General features: G+C 45.2%; 25 protein-coding genes. All 25 read left to right on the forward strand.

The genetic code is table 11. The features are described from left to right. Nucleotides 1-3 precede the first annotated feature (3 nt). The 25 genes from rplB to IE070_RS15835 all read left to right on the forward strand — a co-directional run bounded on the left by rplB (nucleotide 4) and on the right by IE070_RS15835 (nucleotide 13,197). Nucleotides 4-828, forward strand: a complete 825-nt coding sequence (rplB, locus tag IE070_RS15715) for a 50S ribosomal protein L2 (protein ID WP_189484143.1) — start codon at nucleotides 4-6, stop codon at nucleotides 826-828. Nucleotides 829-844: 16 nt separating this feature from the next. After that, entirely contained in the window at nucleotides 845-1,123 is a 279-nt protein-coding gene (rpsS, locus tag IE070_RS15720) for a 30S ribosomal protein S19 (protein WP_019677720.1), read from the forward strand. 10 nt (nucleotides 1,124-1,133) lie between these two features. Further along, nucleotides 1,134-1,466 (forward strand): 50S ribosomal protein L22, encoded by a 333-nt coding sequence (gene rplV, locus IE070_RS15725; protein ID WP_008224490.1) that lies wholly within the window; start codon nucleotides 1,134-1,136, stop codon nucleotides 1,464-1,466. A 9-nt stretch (nucleotides 1,467-1,475) separates the two neighbouring features. Next, on the forward strand, nucleotides 1,476-2,189 hold the full coding sequence (rpsC, locus tag IE070_RS15730) for a 30S ribosomal protein S3 (RefSeq protein WP_189484144.1): 714 nt from the start codon (nucleotides 1,476-1,478) through the stop codon (nucleotides 2,187-2,189). A 12-nt stretch (nucleotides 2,190-2,201) separates the two neighbouring features. Further along, entirely contained in the window at nucleotides 2,202-2,615 is a 414-nt protein-coding gene (gene rplP / locus IE070_RS15735; RefSeq protein WP_189484145.1) for a 50S ribosomal protein L16, read from the forward strand. Next, the gene (rpmC, locus tag IE070_RS15740) at nucleotides 2,615-2,806 is read left to right on the forward strand and encodes a 50S ribosomal protein L29 (protein WP_189484146.1); all 192 of its coding nucleotides are present in this window, start codon (nucleotides 2,615-2,617) and stop codon (nucleotides 2,804-2,806) included. The genes rplP and rpmC overlap by 1 nt, the downstream gene beginning before the upstream one ends. Beyond that, nucleotides 2,806-3,060, forward strand: a complete 255-nt coding sequence (gene rpsQ, locus IE070_RS15745; protein WP_189484147.1) for a 30S ribosomal protein S17 — start codon at nucleotides 2,806-2,808, stop codon at nucleotides 3,058-3,060. Before rpmC ends, rpsQ begins: the two co-directional genes overlap by 1 nt. Nucleotides 3,061-3,285: 225 nt before the next feature. After that, nucleotides 3,286-3,654, forward strand: a complete 369-nt coding sequence (gene rplN / locus IE070_RS15750) for a 50S ribosomal protein L14 (RefSeq protein ID WP_189434388.1) — start codon at nucleotides 3,286-3,288, stop codon at nucleotides 3,652-3,654. A 9-nt stretch (nucleotides 3,655-3,663) separates the two neighbouring features. Beyond that, the gene (gene rplX / locus IE070_RS15755) at nucleotides 3,664-3,978 is read left to right on the forward strand and encodes a 50S ribosomal protein L24 (protein ID WP_189484148.1); all 315 of its coding nucleotides are present in this window, start codon (nucleotides 3,664-3,666) and stop codon (nucleotides 3,976-3,978) included. A 19-nt stretch (nucleotides 3,979-3,997) separates the two neighbouring features. After that, a complete protein-coding gene (gene rplE / locus IE070_RS15760; RefSeq protein WP_189434382.1) occupies nucleotides 3,998-4,537 on the forward strand; it encodes a 50S ribosomal protein L5 in 540 nt (179 codons plus the stop codon). Nucleotides 4,538-4,548: 11 nt separating this feature from the next. Continuing rightward, the gene (gene rpsN / locus IE070_RS15765) at nucleotides 4,549-4,854 is read left to right on the forward strand and encodes a 30S ribosomal protein S14 (protein WP_189484149.1); all 306 of its coding nucleotides are present in this window, start codon (nucleotides 4,549-4,551) and stop codon (nucleotides 4,852-4,854) included. A 21-nt stretch (nucleotides 4,855-4,875) separates the two neighbouring features. Continuing rightward, nucleotides 4,876-5,268, forward strand: a complete 393-nt coding sequence (gene rpsH / locus IE070_RS15770) for a 30S ribosomal protein S8 (RefSeq protein ID WP_189484150.1) — start codon at nucleotides 4,876-4,878, stop codon at nucleotides 5,266-5,268. Between the two features lie 15 nt (nucleotides 5,269-5,283). Continuing rightward, nucleotides 5,284-5,817 (forward strand): 50S ribosomal protein L6, encoded by a 534-nt coding sequence (gene rplF, locus IE070_RS15775; protein ID WP_189484151.1) that lies wholly within the window; start codon nucleotides 5,284-5,286, stop codon nucleotides 5,815-5,817. Nucleotides 5,818-5,826: 9 nt separating this feature from the next. Next, nucleotides 5,827-6,177, forward strand: a complete 351-nt coding sequence (gene rplR, locus IE070_RS15780) for a 50S ribosomal protein L18 (protein WP_189484152.1) — start codon at nucleotides 5,827-5,829, stop codon at nucleotides 6,175-6,177. 9 nt (nucleotides 6,178-6,186) lie between these two features. Beyond that, nucleotides 6,187-6,690 carry a 30S ribosomal protein S5 gene (gene rpsE / locus IE070_RS15785; RefSeq protein ID WP_189434360.1) on the forward strand — a complete coding sequence of 168 codons (504 nt, stop codon included), beginning with the start codon at nucleotides 6,187-6,189 and terminating at the stop codon, nucleotides 6,688-6,690. Nucleotides 6,691-6,695: 5 nt separating this feature from the next. After that, complete coding sequence (gene rpmD, locus IE070_RS15790) at nucleotides 6,696-6,878, forward strand: 50S ribosomal protein L30 (RefSeq protein WP_189484153.1); 183 nt, start codon at nucleotides 6,696-6,698, stop codon at nucleotides 6,876-6,878. Between the two features lie 3 nt (nucleotides 6,879-6,881). Next, nucleotides 6,882-7,316, forward strand: a complete 435-nt coding sequence (rplO, locus tag IE070_RS15795) for a 50S ribosomal protein L15 (RefSeq protein ID WP_189434356.1) — start codon at nucleotides 6,882-6,884, stop codon at nucleotides 7,314-7,316. Nucleotides 7,317-7,331: 15 nt separating this feature from the next. Beyond that, nucleotides 7,332-8,660 carry a preprotein translocase subunit SecY gene (secY, locus tag IE070_RS15800; protein ID WP_189484154.1) on the forward strand — a complete coding sequence of 443 codons (1,329 nt, stop codon included), beginning with the start codon at nucleotides 7,332-7,334 and terminating at the stop codon, nucleotides 8,658-8,660. Between the two features lie 21 nt (nucleotides 8,661-8,681). Further along, a complete protein-coding gene (gene rpmJ / locus IE070_RS15805) occupies nucleotides 8,682-8,795 on the forward strand; it encodes a 50S ribosomal protein L36 (protein WP_082694854.1) in 114 nt (37 codons plus the stop codon). A gap of 129 nt (nucleotides 8,796-8,924) precedes the next feature. Beyond that, nucleotides 8,925-9,281 (forward strand): 30S ribosomal protein S13, encoded by a 357-nt coding sequence (gene rpsM / locus IE070_RS15810; RefSeq protein WP_189484155.1) that lies wholly within the window; start codon nucleotides 8,925-8,927, stop codon nucleotides 9,279-9,281. An 11-nt stretch (nucleotides 9,282-9,292) separates the two neighbouring features. Then, the gene (gene rpsK / locus IE070_RS15815) at nucleotides 9,293-9,682 is read left to right on the forward strand and encodes a 30S ribosomal protein S11 (protein WP_040552629.1); all 390 of its coding nucleotides are present in this window, start codon (nucleotides 9,293-9,295) and stop codon (nucleotides 9,680-9,682) included. Nucleotides 9,683-9,715: 33 nt separating this feature from the next. Further along, nucleotides 9,716-10,336 (forward strand): 30S ribosomal protein S4, encoded by a 621-nt coding sequence (rpsD, locus tag IE070_RS15820; protein WP_189484156.1) that lies wholly within the window; start codon nucleotides 9,716-9,718, stop codon nucleotides 10,334-10,336. Between the two features lie 23 nt (nucleotides 10,337-10,359). Beyond that, nucleotides 10,360-11,349, forward strand: a complete 990-nt coding sequence (locus tag IE070_RS15825) for a DNA-directed RNA polymerase subunit alpha (RefSeq protein ID WP_189434340.1) — start codon at nucleotides 10,360-10,362, stop codon at nucleotides 11,347-11,349. Between the two features lie 39 nt (nucleotides 11,350-11,388). Next, nucleotides 11,389-11,787: a 50S ribosomal protein L17 gene (gene rplQ / locus IE070_RS15830; protein WP_189434338.1), complete on the forward strand. Its 399-nt coding sequence runs from the start codon at nucleotides 11,389-11,391 to the stop codon at nucleotides 11,785-11,787. A 246-nt stretch (nucleotides 11,788-12,033) separates the two neighbouring features. Continuing rightward, nucleotides 12,034-13,197: a serine hydrolase gene (locus IE070_RS15835; RefSeq protein WP_229797110.1), complete on the forward strand. Its 1,164-nt coding sequence runs from the start codon at nucleotides 12,034-12,036 to the stop codon at nucleotides 13,195-13,197. The last annotated feature ends 288 nt before the right edge of the window (nucleotides 13,198-13,485 follow it).

Here is a 13,485-nt window from a genome sequence, read left to right on the forward strand (position 1 = left end):
GAAATGGCACTTGTTAAGTGTAAACCTACGTCACCAGGTCGTCGCCACGTATTAAAAGTGGTTAACCCTGACCTGTACAAAGGCAAGCCTTACGCACCTTTGTTAGAGAAGAACGTTAAAACTGGTGGTCGTAATAACAACGGTCGTATCACTACCCGTCATATCGGTGGTGGTCATAAGCAGCATTACCGTTTAGTTGACTTCAAACGCACTAAAGACGGTATTCCGGGCAAAGTAGAGCGTTTAGAATACGATCCAAACCGTACCGCAAACATTGCACTAGTATTGTATGCAGACGGTGAGCGTAGTTACATCCTGGCCCCTAAAGGCATGAAAGCGGGTGATGCAGTTATTTCTGGCGTTGATTCTCCAATCAAACCAGGTAATACCTTGCCACTTCGTAACATCCCAGTAGGTCAGGTAGTACATAACATCGAAATGAAACCGGGTAAAGGTGGTCAGTTGGCGCGTTCAGCTGGTGCTTTTGTTCAAATCCTGGCTCGTGACGGTGACTATGTTACTCTACGTCTGCGCAGCGGCGAAGTACGTAAAGTATTAGCAGATTGTCGCGCGACTATCGGTGAGATTGGTAATGCCGAGCACATGTTACGTCAATACGGTAAAGCAGGCGCTATGCGCTGGCGTGGTATTCGCCCAACCGTACGTGGTGTAGTAATGAACCCGGTAGATCACCCACACGGTGGTGGTGAAGGTAAAACTTCAGGTGGTCGTCACCCAGTTACACCATGGGGCGTACCAACTAAAGGTTACAAGACTCGTTCAAACAAGCGTACTGATAAACTTATCGTACGTCGTCGTGATAAATAATTTGTGAGGAATTGCCATGCCACGTTCTCTCAAGAAAGGTCCCTTTATTGACCTTCACTTGCTGAAGAAGGTAGAGAAAGCGTTGGAAAGCGGTGACAAGAAGCCTATAAAGACTTGGAGCCGTCGTTCAATGATCATACCTGATATGATCGGTTTGACCATCGCTGTCCATAATGGTCGTCAACATGTACCAGTATTTGTCTCAGAAGAGATGGTTGGTCACAAGTTAGGTGAATTTGCACCTACTCGTACTTACCGTGGTCATGCCGCCGACAAAAAGGCCAAGAAGCGTTAAGGGGTAAATAATGCAAGCATTAGCGAAACACAAATTTGCCCGTTCTTCTGCACAAAAAACTCGCCTGGTTGCTGACCAGGTTCGTGGTTTGCCAGTAGATAAGGCGCTGAATGTACTAACTTATAGCCCGAAAAAGGCTGCTGAGTTAGTCAAAAAGGTTCTTTTATCAGCCATTGCCAACGCTGAGCACAATGAAGGCGCGGATATTGATACGCTGAAAGTTAAGACAATCTTCGTTGATGAAGGTCCGTCTATGAAGCGCATCAAGCCACGTGCTAAAGGTCGTGCTGATCGTATCGTCAAGCGTACTAGCCACATTACTGTGGTTGTAGCTGATAACTAGGAGTGAGAAATGGGACAGAAAGTACATCCTAATGGTATTCGCCTAGGTATCACTAAGCCGTGGAGCTCAACCTGGTTCGCGAATACAAAAGATTTCCCGGATTTTCTGAACGGTGACTATAAAGTTCGTCAGTACCTGACAAAAGAACTGAAAGCAGCTTCAGTAAGCCGGATCGATATTGAACGTCCTGCAAAAAGCATCCGTGTGACTATTCACACTGCACGTCCAGGCGTAATTATCGGTAAAAAAGGTGAAGACGTTGAGAAGATCCGTAAGCAAGTAGCAGCCATCGCTGGCGTACCTGCTCAGATCAATATCTCTGAGATCCGTAAGCCAGAGCTAGACGCTAAGTTAGTTGCTGATTCTATCAGCAGCCAGTTAGAGCGTCGCGTAATGTTCCGTCGCGCTATGAAGCGTGCCGTGCAAAACGCTATGCGTATTGGTGCTAAGGGTATCAAGGTGCAAGTAAGCGGCCGTTTAGGCGGTGCTGAAATTGCCCGTGATGAGTGGTACCGTGAAGGCCGTGTGCCATTGCACACCTTACGTGCCGACATCGACTACAATACCTCTGAAGCACTGACTACTTACGGTATCATTGGTGTTAAAGTGTGGATTTTCAAAGGCGAGATCTTAGGTGCTCTGCCTCTGCAAAATAACGCCAACAACGCCAACACTAACAACCAGCCTAAAGCGCCGAAAAAACCGGCTCGTAAGGCTAAGTAGGGGTATTGAGCGATGTTGCAACCAAAACGTACAAAATTTCGTAAAGTGCACAAAGGCCGTAACCGCGGTTTATCACAAGTAGGTGATAAAGTGAGTTTCGGTACTTACGCACTGAAATCTGTAGAACGTGGTCAAATGACTTCACGTCAAATCGAATCTGCACGTCGTGCTATGACGCGGGCTGTAAAACGTGTTGGTAAAATCTGGATCCGTGTGTTCCCAGACAAGCCAATCACTGCTAAGCCGCTGGAAGTACGTATGGGTAGTGGTAAAGGTTCTGTTGAGTACTGGGTATGTCAGATTAAACCTGGCAAAGTTCTGTACGAAATGGACGGTGTGTCTGAAGAGTTAGCGCGTCATGCTTTTGCATTAGCCGCTGCTAAGCTTCCATTCAAGACAACCTTTGTAACGCGGACGGTAATGTGATGAAAGCCAGCGAATTGAAAACCAAAAGTGTTGAAGAGTTAAACGCTGAATTATTAGGTCTGTTACGTGAGCAGTTTAACCTGCGCATGCAAGCAGCTACTGGTCAGTTAGCTCAGTCTCACTTATTGAAGCAGGTGCGTCGTGATATCGCGCGCGTTAAGACCATCTTAACCGAGAAGGCAGGTGCGTAATGACCGAACTTAATACTCGTACACTGCAAGGTAAAGTAATCAGCAACAAGATGGACAAGTCTATCACTGTTGCGATTGAGCGTCAGGTGAAACACCCAATTTATGGTAAGTTCATCAAGCGTACTACCAAGCTGCACGTGCATGACGAAACCAATCAATGTAAAGAAGGCGATGTAGTCACTATTCGTGAATGTCGTCCTTTGTCTAAGACTAAATCTTGGACCTTGGTTGCTATCGTTGAATCTGCTTCTTAATTTTTAAGAAGAAGAACAAAACGGCTCCTTTGGGAGCCGTTTTTGTTTGTTACCCCAGTAGCTTTGGTAAGGTGATACCTTGTAAAAGACATAATTGTTTTTATTTTAAACTACCACTTTGCCATAACTGCTGTTATAATCACGCGCCCTTCCTCTAGGGAGGGATTTATTATCGTAAGCAGCGTATCCCGAGAGGGTTACATAGTAGAATAGCGGAGCACTAAGATGATCCAGATGCAATCTATGCTGGAAGTCGCAGACAACAGCGGCGCGCGCAGCGTAATGTGTATTAAGGTCTTAGGTGGTTCGCATCGCCGTTATGCTGCAATTGGTGACATCATTAAAGTTACTGTAAAGGAAGCAATTCCACGCGGTAAAGTTAAAAAAGGTGATGTTCTAAATGCAGTGGTGGTGCGTACAGCTAAAGGCGTACGTCGTCAGGACGGGTCATTAATCCGTTTTGATCGCAATGCAGCAGTGTTATTAAACACTAAGCTGGAACCGATCGGTACCCGTATTTTCGGGCCTGTTACACGTGAACTTCGTGGCGATAAGTTTATGAAGATCGTGTCTCTGGCACCAGAAGTACTGTAAGGAGTCACCATGGCTAGCAAAATCCGTCGTGATGACGAGGTAATTGTTCTTACTGGTAAGGACAAAGGTAAGCGCGGTAAAGTAACTAAAGTATTAGTTGCTGAATCACGTGTTTATGTTTCAGGCGTTAATCTGGTAAAGAAACACCAGAAACCTGTTCCGGCTATTAACCAGCCAGGCGGTATCGTCGAGAAAGAAGCCTCGATTCATGTTTCAAACGTAGCGATCGTTAATCCTAAAACAGGTGCAGCGGATCGTGTAGGTTTCCGTTTTGAAGATGGCAAGAAAGTCCGTTTCTTCAAATCGAATAACGAAGTAATTTAATTGCTATTGGAGTAATACGATGGCGAAACTGCATGAAATTTATAAAGACACCGTAGTTCCAGAACTGTTTAAACAGTTTGGCTACACCAGCGTCATGCAAGTCCCTCGGATTGTTAAAATCACGCTCAATATGGGTGTGGGTGAAGCCGTAGCTGATAAAAAGATCCTTGAAAACGCTGTAGCAGACTTAACTGCTATCGCTGGCCAGAAACCTCTGGTAACTAAGGCTCGCAAATCAGTTGCTGGTTTTAAAATCCGTGAAGGCTACCCTATTGGCGCGAAAGTGACCCTGCGCGGTGAGCGTATGTGGGATTTCTTAGAGCGTTTAGTTTCTATTGCTATCCCGCGTATCCGTGATTTCCGTGGTGTAAACCCGAAATCGTTCGACGGCCGTGGTAACTACAGCATGGGCGTACGTGAGCAAATCATTTTCCCTGAAATCGATTACGATAAAGTAGATGCAGTACGTGGTTTAGATATCACTATTACAACTACAGCCCGTACCGATGATGAAGGACGTGCTTTACTTGCCGCGTTTAACTTCCCGTTCAAGAAATAAGGTGTAGGGTCATGGCAAAACAATCAATGAAAGCTCGCGAATTAAAGCGTGCACAACTGGTAGCCAAATTCGCTGCAAAGCGTCATGAACTTAGAGATCTGATTGCCAATCCTTCGACTTCTGATGAAGATCGCTGGGCAGCAGTTCTTAAGTTGCAGACGTTACCGCGTGATTCAAGCCCAGCACGTCAGCGTAATCGTTGTCGTGTGACAGGTCGTCCACATGGTTATCTGCGCAAGTTCGGTATGAGCCGGATCAAGGTCCGCGAAGCGGCTATGCGCGGTGAAATTCCTGGCCTTCGTAAGGCTAGCTGGTAAGAATCACGGGAGTAACGAGCTATGAGTTTGCAAGATCCAGTAGCGGATATGTTTACTCGCATCCGTAACGGCCAGTCGGCTAACAAAGTTGCGGTTAAAATGCCATCTTCAAAATTGAAGGTTGCAATTGCGAAAGTATTAAAAGACGAAGGTTACATCGGCGATTTCGCTGTATCTGGTGATGTTAAGCCAGAATTGGAAATTACATTAAAATATTTCCAAGGCAAATCAGTTATTGAAACTATCGATCGTGTTAGTCGGCCAAGTCTGCGTATCTATAAGAAAAGCGGCGAATTACCTAAGGTAATGGGCGGTTTAGGTGTGGCCATCGTGTCAACATCTAAAGGACTAATGACTGACCGCGCTGCGCGCAAGGTTGGTATCGGTGGCGAAATCATCGGCTACGTAGCGTAACGGAGGTAGTAATCTATGTCTCGTGTTGCTAAAGCCCCAGTCACTCTTCCTACCGGCGTTACTGTAACGCAAAACGGTCAAGTAGTGGCATTAAAGGGTAAAAACGGCGAGTTGACAATTAACGTTAACCCTGCGGTTGAAATTGTTGTTGAAGGTAACGTACTGCGTACTGTTCCTCGTGACGGTTTCGAGAACGCTGACGCACAAGCGGGTACTGCCCGTGCACTTTTAAACAACATGGTTACTGGTGTGAGCGAAGGCTTCACTCAGAAACTGGAATTAGTGGGTGTTGGTTACCGTGCAAAAGCTGAAGGTAAGGTGTTAAACCTGAGTTTAGGCTTTTCGCATCCAGTAGCTTTTGAAGTACCTAACGGTATTACAATTGAAACACCAACCCAAACTGAAGTTGTGGTTAAAGGTGCTGACAAGCAATTAGTTGGTCAGGTATCTGCCAACATTCGTGCATATCGTAAACCAGAGCCTTATAAAGGCAAAGGTGTTCGTTATGCGAATGAAAACGTGCGTCGTAAAGAAGCGAAGAAAAAGTAAGGTAGGACGATGGATAAGAAACTTGCTCGTCTGCGTCGTGCCAAACGCACTCGCAGAAACATTATCGAACAAGGTGCGAATCGCCTGGTAGTACACCGTACTCCACGTCACATCTACGCTCAGCTGATTGCGCCAAATGCAGAAGTGATTGCTGCAGCTTCTACTGTAGAAGCTTCAATTCAAGAATCACTGAAGTACACTGGTAACGTAGATGCTGCTAAGGCTGTAGGTAAAGCGATCGCCGAACGTGCAGTAGCTAAAGGCGTTACTGCTTGTGCTTTTGACCGTAGCGGCTTCCAGTATCATGGTCGCGTGCAAGCGTTAGCAGACGCGGCGCGTGAAGCCGGTCTTCAGTTCTAGGAGTAGCTCATGGCTAACGAAGAAGCTAAACAACAATCTGATTTACAAGAAAAGCTTGTTGCCGTTAACCGCGTGTCAAAAGTGGTAAAAGGTGGTCGTATTTTCAGCTTTACTGCGCTGACAGTGGTAGGTGACGGCAACGGTCGCGTTGGTTTCGGTTATGGTAAAGCACGTGAAGTTCCCGCTGCTATTCAAAAAGCAATGGAAAAAGCACGTCGCAACATGACTCAAGTTGAATTAAATGGTAACACCTTGCATCACCCAACACGTGGTGTGCATTCAGGTTCTAATGTTTATATGCAGCCTGCTGCAGAAGGTACTGGTCTAATTGCTGGTGGTGCAATGCGCGCCGTGCTAGAAGTTGCTGGTATTCAGAACATTTTGTCTAAGTGTTACGGTTCAACTAACCCAATTAACGTAGTTCGCGCAACTATTAATGCATTAGCGTCTGTGAAGTCGCCTGCACAAGTAGCTGCAAAACGCGGTTTACGCGTTGACGATATTCTGGGGTAATTACCATGACGAAGAAAACAATCAAAGTTACCCAAGTGAAGTCTAGCATTGGTCGCTTACCGCGCCATAAGGCTTCATTAATGGGTCTGGGTTTACGCCGTATCGGCCATACCGTTGAAGTTGAAGATACTCCTTCAGTTCGCGGTATGATCAACGTCGTTTACTACATGGTTAAAGTGGAGGAGTAACAGATGTTATTAAATACTCTTGCTCCAGCACCAGGTGCTAAGAAAGAAAAGCGCCGTCTGGGCCGTGGTATCGGTTCGGGCTTAGGTAAGACTGGTGGCCGCGGTCACAAAGGTCTTAAATCACGTTCTGGCGGCGGTGTTCGTCCAGGCTTTGAAGGCGGTCAAATGCCTTTAAAACAACGTTTACCTAAGTTCGGCTTCACTTCACAGAAATCATTGGTTTCTGCTGAAGTTCGTTTACACGAGCTAGCTGCTGTTAATGGCGATGTGGTTGATTTAGCCTCTTTAATGGAAGCGAACATCATTTCACGCACTGTTAAGTTTGCTAAAGTTGTGCTGTCTGGCGAGATTACTCGTCCAGTGACCGTAAAAGGTTTAGGCGTAACAAAAGGCGCGCGTGCTGCAATTGAAGCCGCTGGCGGTAAAGTCGAAGAATAATAAGGATAGTACGCGATGGCTAAACCAGGTTCGGACTCAAGAGCAGCAAAAGGCGGATTCAGTGAACTGAAATCTCGTCTGTTATTTGTGCTCTTAGCCATAATCGTATTCCGGTTAGGCTCATTTGTGCCAATTCCTGGAATTGACGCCACCGTGCTAGCTCAGTTATTCGAGCAACAAAGAGGTACCATCGTTGAAATGTTTAACATGTTCAGCGGTGGTGCACTTGAGCGTGCTTCTGTATTTGCGTTAGGTATTATGCCTTACATCTCTGCCTCTATTATTGTGCAGTTGTTGACGGTAATGCATCCGGCAATGGCTGAGCTTAAGAAAGAAGGTGAAGCAGGTAAGCGTAAAATCAACCAGTACACGCGCTACGGTACGTTAGCATTAGCGATACTACAATCTATTGGTATAGCCACCGGCCTGCCCAATATGATGCCAGGGTTAGTGCTTAACCCAGGTTTTGCCTTTTACTTCACTGCAGTGATCAGTTTGGTCACTGGCACCATGTTTTTAATGTGGTTAGGTGAACAAATTACAGAACGTGGCATTGGTAATGGTATCTCGTTGCTAATTTTTACCGGTATTGTTGCTGGCTTCCCGTCTGCCATTGGCCAGACGATTGAGCAGGCACGTCAGGGCGATTTGCACTTTTTACTGTTAGTAGCTATTGGCGTAATCGTTGTTGCGATTACCTGGTTTGTGGTGTTCTTTGAACGCGGCCAGCGTCGTATTGTGGTTAACTATGCTAAGCGTCAGCAAGGCCGTCAGGTGTTTGCCGCGCAAAGCAGCCATTTACCGTTAAAGGTTAATATGGCTGGTGTTATTCCACCGATATTTGCGTCTAGCATTATTTTGTTCCCTGGTACTATTGCCAGTTGGTTTGGTTCAGGCGAAGGTATGTTTGCGAATTTCTTACAAGAATTATCGTTAACATTATCTCCGGGACAACCGCTGTATATGATGTTATACTCAGCAGCGATTATTTTCTTCTGTTTCTTCTACACTGCGTTGGTGTTTAACCCACGTGATACAGCTGATAATCTGAAGAAGTCCGGTGCCTTCATCCCTGGTATCCGTCCTGGTGAACAGACATCAAAATACATTGATAAAGTGATGACACGGTTAACCTTAGCAGGTGCCCTGTATATAACCTTTATTTGTTTGGTTCCTGAGTTCATGATGGTTGCATGGAACGTGCAGTTCTATTTCGGTGGTACATCATTATTGATTATCGTCGTCGTTATCATGGATTTCATGGCACAGGTACAGACCCATCTGATGTCACATCAGTATGATTCTGTGCTGAAAAAGGCAAATCTTAAAGGCATAGGCCGTTAAGATTATTTGCGGAGTTAAGTTATGAAAGTACGAGCTTCCGTTAAGAAGATCTGCCGTAACTGCAAAGTGATCAGACGTAATAACGTTGTTCGCGTAATTTGCAGTGAGCCGAAGCACAAACAACGCCAAGGTTAATAGCAGAAAACGATAAGGTGGGCTGAACTGTGCGTTTAGCCCCTTTATTGTTTGCATTATAAGCGCCATTTGAGTATCCTTACGGGCTTTTCAAATTGGCACCTTTTAATTTTAGATAGGAGAACGTTAGTGGCCCGTATCGCTGGCATTAACATCCCCGATAATAAACATGCAGTGATTTCACTGACTTATGTTTATGGTATCGGTAAGACCCGCTCAAAAGCTATTTTAGCTTCAGTGGGCATTGAAGAGACAACTAAGATTGCATCATTAACTGATGCACAGTTAGATTCTCTACGTGACGAAGTAGCAAAATACACCGTTGAAGGTGACTTGCGTCGTGAAATCACATTAAACATTAAGCGTTTAATGGACCTGGGTTGCTACCGTGGCTTACGTCACCGTCGTAGTCTGCCGGTTCGTGGACAGCGCACTAAGACTAATGCGCGTACCCGCAAGGGCCCACGTAAAGCGATTAAGAAATAAGGTGATTCAACATGGCTAAAGCACCAGTTCGTACTCGTAAGCGGGTAAAAAAACAAGTTTCAGACGGTATGGCTCATATCCATGCTTCTTTCAACAACACCATCGTGACGATTACTGATCGTCAGGGCAATGCGCTGTGTTGGGCAACTGCTGGCGGTTCAGGTTTCCGTGGTTCACGTAAATCAACCCCATTCGCTGCTCAGGTAGCTGCAGAGCGTGCAGGTACTGCTGCACTGGAATATGGTCTGAAAAACCTTGAAGTGTTTGTGAATGGCCCAGGCCCAGGCCGCGAATCAGCGATTCGTGCTCTGAATGCCGCTGGTTACAAAATCACAAATATCACCGACGTGACGCCAATCCCGCATAACGGTTGCCGTCCACCTAAAAAACGTCGCGTGTAATTACAGCGCTTCACGGATTATTGGAGAAAGAAGATGGCAAGATATTTGGGTCCTAAGCTCAAACTAAGTCGTCGCGAAGGTACAGATCTGTTCCTGAAGAGCGGCGTAAGAGCAATCGATTCAAAGTGTAACTTAACAACTGCTCCTGGTCAGCACGGCGCTCGTCGCGGTCGTTTATCAGATTACGGTTTACAGTTACGCGAGAAGCAAAAAGTACGTCGTATTTATGGCGTATTAGAAAAGCAGTTCCGTAATTATTACAAAGAAGCTGCGCGTTTGAAAGGTAATACAGGTGAAAACTTGTTAGCGTTGTTAGAGTCACGCTTAGACAACGTTGTATATCGTATGGGTCTGGCTAGCACACGTGCTGAAGCCCGTCAGTTGGTAAGCCACAAGGCAATCATGTTAAATGGTCGCGTAGTGAATGTACCTTCACATACTGTATTACCTGAACAAGTGATCTCAGTTCGTGAAAAAGCCAAAAAGCAAGCCCGTATTGGTGCTGCGCTTGAAGTTGCTGCACAACGTGAGAAACCAACTTGGATTGAAGTTGACAATACGAAATTAGAAGGCGTTTTCAAACGTCTACCTGAGCGTTCAGACTTGTCTGCTGACATCAACGAACAGTTAATCGTCGAGCTTTACTCTAAGTAAAGCTAATTGTTAAGAGAGGATATATGCAGGGTTCTGTCACCGAATTCCTTAAGCCGAGATTAGTTGGTATCGAAAGGATCAACCCAACTCGTGCCAAAGTTACTTTGGAACCACTTGAGCGCGGTTTCGGGCATACCTTGGGCAACGCGTTACGTCGTATTCTGTTATCGTCTATGCCTGGTTGTGCTGTGACTGAAGTAGAAATCGACGGCGTTCTCCATGAGTACAGTGCCAAAGAGGGTGTGCAGGAAGATATCATTGATATCCTTCTCAACCTTAAAGGCCTTGCCGTTCGCCTGGAAGACAAAGATGAAGTCACGCTGACTTTAACGAAGAAAGGTGCCGGCCCTGTAACCGCTGGAGATATCCAGCGTGGCGACGGTGTAGTAATCGTTAATCCTGATCATGTGATTTGTAATTTGACTGGCGAAACTGAGTTCAGTATGCGCTTGAAAGTACAACGTGGTCGTGGTTATGTGCCTGCATCAGCTCGTTTGTCCTCAGATGATGACGAACGTCCTATTGGTCGCTTGTTACTTGATGCCTCTTTCAGCCCAGTTGAGCGTATTGCTTATACTGTTGAAGCAGCACGGGTAGAACAGCGTACTGATTTGGATAAACTGATTATCGACATGGAAACCAACGGCACTGTTGAGCCTGAGGAAGCCATTCGTCGCGCTGCGACTATTCTTGCTGAACAGCTTGAATTCTTCGTAGAATTACGCGACAAGAGTGAGCCTGAAAAACGTGAAGAGAAGCCGGAGTTTGATCCGATTCTTTTACGTCCTGTTGATGATTTAGAGCTAACAGTTCGTTCTGCTAACTGCTTAAAGGCAGAGCAGATACAGTACATTGGTGATCTGGTGCAACGTACCGAGGTTGAGCTACTTAAAACGCCTAACCTGGGTAAGAAGTCACTTACCGAGATCAAAGACGTGTTGGCATCACGCGGTTTATCCTTAGGCATGCGCCTGGAAAACTGGCCGCCAGCTAGTTTGGTAAATAAAGACTAACCAGATACCATTTCCTGGTTTAGTGAGAAGGAATAGATCATGCGCCATCGCAAGAGTGGTCGTCAATTAAACCGGAACAGCAGTCACCGTACTGCCATGTTCCGCAACATGGCAAGCTCGTTGGTGAAGCACGAAATCATCAAAACGACTTTGCCAAAGGCTAAAGAGTTACGTCGTGTGATCGAGCCGTTGATCACATTAGCAAAAAACGACAGTGTTGCTAATCGTCGTTTAGCTTTTGCACGTACTCGTGATAAAGAAGTTGTAGGTTTATTATTTAACGTTTTAGGTCCGCGTTACAACGCGCGTCCAGGTGGCTACACACGTATTCTTAAGTGTGGTTTCCGTACTGGTGATAATGCACCTATGGCTTACATTGAATTAGTTGATCGTCCAGAAACGGATGCACTGCCAGTTGAAGAGACTGCAGCTGAGTAATCAGTAATTCAGCAAAAGGCCGGGCTTAGCCCGGCTTTTTTTATTCTGTTCGCCGTATCCCGCTTACCTACTACCTTATTAACGTACTATTTCAACAGATTTTAATCTACTTCAATTAGGTCTAAGATAGCTCAAACAACCAGATTGAGTTATCTCATGGCATTTATACTAAAACCACTTTCTTTAGCACTTTCTTGTCTTCTTTTTTCTAGTTCCTCAGTTCTTGCGGCAAGTCCTTGTGATGTATTGCAGGCAGCTGTAAGTTGTCAGCCATTAGACTCAATCTTAACCCAGCGAAAAGCTCATTATCCTGTGCTTGCTAAGGTGCTTGACGAGCCAGAGAAATACCAGGTACAAATTCTGTATACCAGAGTTGAGTCAGATACAACTAAAGCACGCTTGCATTACTATCATTATCAAGTCGATCCTAGTCGTTATTTTTACCCAGCCAGTACAGTTAAACTTCCGCTTGCTGCTCTTGCTTTGCAGTGGTTAGCGGAGCAACAAATACCGCATTTAACTGAAGACAGCGTTATGTTAACGGATACCGCGCGTGCACCACAGACTGTGGCGCATCAAGATCCGACAGCACCTTCAGGTTTACCCAGCATTAGCCACTATATTAAGAAAATCCTATTGGTCAGCGATAATGATGCCAGTAATAGGCTCTATGAGCTGTTGGGTCAAGAGTACATTAATGAACAGCTCCTGCAAAAAGGCTTAAGTAACACGGTAATCAATCATCGACTTAGCGTGCCTTTTTCCGACGATGATAATCGTTATTTTAATCCTGTCAGGTTCCTAGATAACGAGGGTAATATGATCTTGCAGTTAGGTGAACGTAAAATCTCAGAATCTTATCGTAATAACCAACAACCGAAGTTGGGCATTGCTTACTATAAAGGTGGAGAGTTAGTTGCAGAACCGATGGACTTTACGTTGAAGAACCGGCAGTCACTTAATGATTTTGATGGTGTTATAAAACGCATCATATTGCCTGAGTTATTTGCACCAGAACAACGCTTTCGTTTTAGTGACAGCCAACGCAGTTTGCTAATGCAATATATGAGGACGATGCCAAGACATAGCAGAAATCCAGAATACCCTGAACTGGAGTATCCAGATAGCTATGTTAAGTATTTTATATTTGGCGGTCAGCCAGATCGGATCCCAGATCATATTAATTATTACAACAAGAACGGCCAGGCCTATGGTCATGTGATCGATGGCGCCTATATAGAAGATACGAAAGAGGGGATCGCCTTTTTTCTGACCGTTATTATTTATACCAATGAAAATCAGATCCTCAATGATGATACTTATGAGACGGACACTATAGGACAACCATTTATGCGTGAGCTGGGAGATCTTATTTATAATTATCAGCTGGGGTTAAAAAGGATGCGGTAAAACTAACGCTGCAGCAGCTAATTTGTTGAAGATCTAACCAAGCTTGAGCGATTAATCATCGGATCGTTTAAAAAACGGCCGAACGATCCTTTTTTAATAAAAAAGATCTTGAACATGTTTTTTAGATCTCTATAATGCGCATCCACAGACGGCGACAACGGCAACGAAGTCAAGGTTTGAAAGAATACGGTTCGCAAGAACACTGAGGTGAAAACCTCGCTTCTGATAAGAAGCACGCTCTTTAACAATTAGCAATCAATTATCTGTGTGGGCACTTATGATGATTTC

This window comes from Alishewanella tabrizica, from assembly GCF_014652375.1.
Classification (GTDB): Bacteria; Pseudomonadota; Gammaproteobacteria; order Enterobacterales; family Alteromonadaceae; genus Alishewanella; species Alishewanella tabrizica.

Coding starts and splice junctions, on each gene's coding strand:
- rplB (WP_189484143.1), top strand. CDS start 4: ATGGCACTTGTTAAGTGTAAACCTACGTCACCAGGTCGTCGCCACGTA.
- rpsS (WP_019677720.1), top strand. CDS start 845: ATGCCACGTTCTCTCAAGAAAGGTCCCTTTATTGACCTTCACTTGCTG.
- rplV (WP_008224490.1), top strand. CDS start 1,134: ATGCAAGCATTAGCGAAACACAAATTTGCCCGTTCTTCTGCACAAAAA.
- rpsC (WP_189484144.1), top strand. CDS start 1,476: ATGGGACAGAAAGTACATCCTAATGGTATTCGCCTAGGTATCACTAAG.
- rplP (WP_189484145.1), top strand. CDS start 2,202: ATGTTGCAACCAAAACGTACAAAATTTCGTAAAGTGCACAAAGGCCGT.
- rpmC (WP_189484146.1), top strand. CDS start 2,615: ATGAAAGCCAGCGAATTGAAAACCAAAAGTGTTGAAGAGTTAAACGCT.
- rpsQ (WP_189484147.1), top strand. CDS start 2,806: ATGACCGAACTTAATACTCGTACACTGCAAGGTAAAGTAATCAGCAAC.
- rplN (WP_189434388.1), top strand. CDS start 3,286: ATGATCCAGATGCAATCTATGCTGGAAGTCGCAGACAACAGCGGCGCG.
- rplX (WP_189484148.1), top strand. CDS start 3,664: ATGGCTAGCAAAATCCGTCGTGATGACGAGGTAATTGTTCTTACTGGT.
- rplE (WP_189434382.1), top strand. CDS start 3,998: ATGGCGAAACTGCATGAAATTTATAAAGACACCGTAGTTCCAGAACTG.
- rpsN (WP_189484149.1), top strand. CDS start 4,549: ATGGCAAAACAATCAATGAAAGCTCGCGAATTAAAGCGTGCACAACTG.
- rpsH (WP_189484150.1), top strand. CDS start 4,876: ATGAGTTTGCAAGATCCAGTAGCGGATATGTTTACTCGCATCCGTAAC.
- rplF (WP_189484151.1), top strand. CDS start 5,284: ATGTCTCGTGTTGCTAAAGCCCCAGTCACTCTTCCTACCGGCGTTACT.
- rplR (WP_189484152.1), top strand. CDS start 5,827: ATGGATAAGAAACTTGCTCGTCTGCGTCGTGCCAAACGCACTCGCAGA.
- rpsE (WP_189434360.1), top strand. CDS start 6,187: ATGGCTAACGAAGAAGCTAAACAACAATCTGATTTACAAGAAAAGCTT.
- rpmD (WP_189484153.1), top strand. CDS start 6,696: ATGACGAAGAAAACAATCAAAGTTACCCAAGTGAAGTCTAGCATTGGT.
- rplO (WP_189434356.1), top strand. CDS start 6,882: ATGTTATTAAATACTCTTGCTCCAGCACCAGGTGCTAAGAAAGAAAAG.
- secY (WP_189484154.1), top strand. CDS start 7,332: ATGGCTAAACCAGGTTCGGACTCAAGAGCAGCAAAAGGCGGATTCAGT.
- rpmJ (WP_082694854.1), top strand. CDS start 8,682: ATGAAAGTACGAGCTTCCGTTAAGAAGATCTGCCGTAACTGCAAAGTG.
- rpsK (WP_040552629.1), top strand. CDS start 9,293: ATGGCTAAAGCACCAGTTCGTACTCGTAAGCGGGTAAAAAAACAAGTT.
- rpsD (WP_189484156.1), top strand. CDS start 9,716: ATGGCAAGATATTTGGGTCCTAAGCTCAAACTAAGTCGTCGCGAAGGT.
- IE070_RS15825 (WP_189434340.1), top strand. CDS start 10,360: ATGCAGGGTTCTGTCACCGAATTCCTTAAGCCGAGATTAGTTGGTATC.
- rplQ (WP_189434338.1), top strand. CDS start 11,389: ATGCGCCATCGCAAGAGTGGTCGTCAATTAAACCGGAACAGCAGTCAC.